This is a genomic window from Nocardia carnea (assembly GCF_029868325.1).
GTDB lineage: Bacteria > Actinomycetota > Actinomycetes > Mycobacteriales > Mycobacteriaceae > Nocardia > Nocardia carnea_C.
Map to the genome: position 1 here is coordinate 1 of NZ_JARWNW010000047.1, position 2,508 is coordinate 2,508.

A 2,508-nucleotide genomic window follows, 5' to 3' on the forward strand; every position below is an offset into this window, starting at 1 on the left:
TCGTGGCGGCAGGCCGATATCACCGTGACACCGCTGCCGGCTCGCTCGTTCGATCTGGTGTCGGCGCACTACTTCCCGATCGCACACGAATCCGACCATGCCACCGTGCGTGGTCTGCTGGAGTCGGTCGCGCCGGGTGGCTAAAACCCGGGCACGGGCCAAAACCTTTCAGGGCCTCGCTGAACTCGGCTGCGCCTTTGGTTGCGTTGGTTTCGGTCGTGGGACGAAACCTTCAGGGCCTCCTAGGACTTTGCGGCGGCCTTGGTTACGTGGAGGTGCCCTCAACCGACTGATTCGAGGCGGTTTTGCGGGGCGCTGGGCGGCCTACTCGTACCGAGGTCGAGCCGCGAGGGTGATCGCCGGTGAAGTCCCCCCGGGGGGTGGGGCGCCGGTTCAGGCTGCTCGGTCGAGGTGGGTGTGTATCTGCTCGCGTAGCCCGGTGAGGGCGTCGGCACCGCCGAGGAGTTCGGTGGCGGCGGGGGTGGGGGCGCGCAGGATGGCGAGCAGGATATGCCCGGACTCGATGGTTTTGTCCTTGCGCGCCACGGCCTCTCGCAGCGAGAGTTCCAAGGCCTTCTTGGCATCGCGGCTGAACGGGATATGCCCGAACCGCATACGGCCGCGGGATTCCTCCGGTGGGATGGCACGGTCGAGGGCGTCGGCGCCGAAATTGGCTTCCAGGCTTTCGCGTACCGCGTCGAGGTCGATCCCGATGGAACGCAACGCCTCGGCGTCTTCCGCGCCGAGTGGTTCGGCGCGGGCCGCGGTGGTGAGGTCGTTCAGCGCGGTGTCGTGGGCGATTCCGTTACGCTCCAGCAGGGTGCGTAAGGCCGGTTCGGCCTCGTCCAGCAGACCGAGCAGCAGATGCTCGACGCGGATATCGGGCGACCGTAGTTCGCGAGCGTGTTCCTGGGCCGCGACAACCGCCGATCGGGCACTTTTGGTGAATCTCTCGAACATCTATCGGCTCCTGCCTTTCCGGTTGTATTTCTGATGGACCGCCTGTTTGCTGACCTCGAGTGCGTCGGCGATGGCCTGCCAGGACCAGCCCTGATCCCGGGCGTTGCCGACCTGGATGGTCTCGAGCCGGTCCAGCAGTCTGCGCAGCGCCAGAACCGCCCGTAACCCCACCGCGGGGTCCGGGCTGCCCGCCGCCGCGGCCAGTGTGGTTGCTTCCGTCATGCGTCAATTTTGATTGACGATCCGCGCACTGTCAACAAAAATTGACGAAAGGTCGCCGCAATCGCCGCGCAAGGGCGGTGCAAGACGGGGACGCGATCGTGGTCACCATGACGAATCACGTATCAGCGGCGCCGCTCGCCATCGAGGCAACGGGCCTGGTCAAGGTGTTCGGCACACAGCGCGCCGTCGAGGGAGTGAGCCTGGCGGTACCGCAGGGCTCCGTCTACGGCGTCCTGGGACCGAACGGCGCCGGTAAGACCACCACCATCCGCATGCTCGCGACGCTGCTGCGGCCCGACGGCGGCAGCGCGCACGTATTCGGTCACGATGTCCTGCGCGAACCGTCCACCGTCCGCTCACTCATCGGGGTGACCGGCCAATACGCCTCGGTGGACGAGGACCTGACCGCCACCGAGAACCTGATGATCTTCTCCCGGCTACTCGGGCTGAGCCGGTCCGCGGCTCGCCGCCGGACGGCCGAGCTCCTGGAGGAATTCGCGCTCACCGAGGCCGCCGGAAAGGCGCTGAAGAACTTCTCCGGCGGTATGCGCCGCCGGCTGGACCTGGCCGCGGGCCTCATCGCGACACCCCCGCTGCTGTTCCTCGACGAACCCACCACCGGCCTGGACCCGCGCACCCGCGCCCAGATGTGGGAAACCATCCGCAAGCTGGTCCGCAACGGTACGACGGTGCTGCTCACCACCCAGTACCTCGACGAGGCCGACCAGCTCGCCGACCGGATCGCGGTGATCGACCACGGCCGGGTGATCGCCGACGGCACCGCCGACGAGCTCAAAGCCTCCATCGGCGGTTCCTCGCTGCATCTCACGCTGGCGGTGAGCTCCCAGCTCGACACCGCCCGCGGCATCATCGCCGAAGTACTGGGCAGCGAACCGCAGCCGACCCCCGAGGCCGGCCGGCTCACCGCCGCCCTGCCCGACCCCAACGACACCACCGAACTGCTGGTCCGGTTGCGCGAACGCGGTATCGCGGTCGACGAGATCACCGTGAGCAAACCCAGTCTCGACGAAGTCTTCCTCACTCTCACCGGCCACCCGGCCGATACCGATATCGATACCGAACGGACGGCGGCATGACCACCACCCTCATCGAACCCACCACCGCACCGGCCCGGCCGGCGCCCCCGCCGGCCGGCCGGGGCGGGCTGCGCCGGACCCTGGACAACCCCCTGACCATCGCCTATAGCGGGCGCCGGATCCTGTCCGGGTGCCAGGGTGACGGTGAGGCGGTCCCCGCCGATCGAGGATTTGAGTTCGTCGGCCGAACCGCGGGCGATGACGCGGCCTTTGTCGATCACCGTGATCT

At 67.8% G+C, this 2,508-nt stretch carries 4 protein-coding genes; 2 read left to right on the forward strand and 2 right to left on the reverse strand.

Annotated elements, in window-relative coordinates; all coding sequences use genetic code 11:
- Window positions 1-393: 393 nt before the first annotated feature.
- Complete coding sequence (locus tag QH196_RS02365) at window positions 394-960, reverse strand: Clp protease N-terminal domain-containing protein (RefSeq protein ID WP_280414089.1); 567 nt, start codon at window positions 958-960, stop codon at window positions 394-396.
- Window positions 961-1,182 (reverse strand): helix-turn-helix domain-containing protein, encoded by a 222-nt coding sequence (locus QH196_RS02370; RefSeq protein WP_280414090.1) that lies wholly within the window; start codon window positions 1,180-1,182, stop codon window positions 961-963.
- A 107-nt stretch (window positions 1,183-1,289) separates the two neighbouring features.
- On the opposite strand from QH196_RS02370, the gene QH196_RS02375 reads away from it, so the two are divergent.
- Together QH196_RS02375 and QH196_RS32465 are read left to right on the forward strand one after the other, a co-directional pair.
- Complete coding sequence (locus QH196_RS02375) at window positions 1,290-2,279, forward strand: ATP-binding cassette domain-containing protein (protein WP_280414091.1); 990 nt, start codon at window positions 1,290-1,292, stop codon at window positions 2,277-2,279.
- Window positions 2,276-2,508 (forward strand): hypothetical protein (locus QH196_RS32465; RefSeq protein WP_432279420.1); only part of this gene is annotated, 233 nt, incomplete at its 3' end. The genes QH196_RS02375 and QH196_RS32465, both read left to right, overlap by 4 nt.

What these genes read in the sequence shown, in the direction of transcription:
- QH196_RS02370 (WP_280414090.1), bottom strand. Translation starts at nt 1,182, where the DNA reads ATGACGGAAGCAACCACACTGGCCGCGGCGGCGGGCAGCCCGGACCCC.
- QH196_RS02375 (WP_280414091.1), top strand. Translation starts at nt 1,290, where the DNA reads ATGACGAATCACGTATCAGCGGCGCCGCTCGCCATCGAGGCAACGGGC.
- QH196_RS02365 (WP_280414089.1), bottom strand. Translation starts at nt 960, where the DNA reads ATGTTCGAGAGATTCACCAAAAGTGCCCGATCGGCGGTTGTCGCGGCC.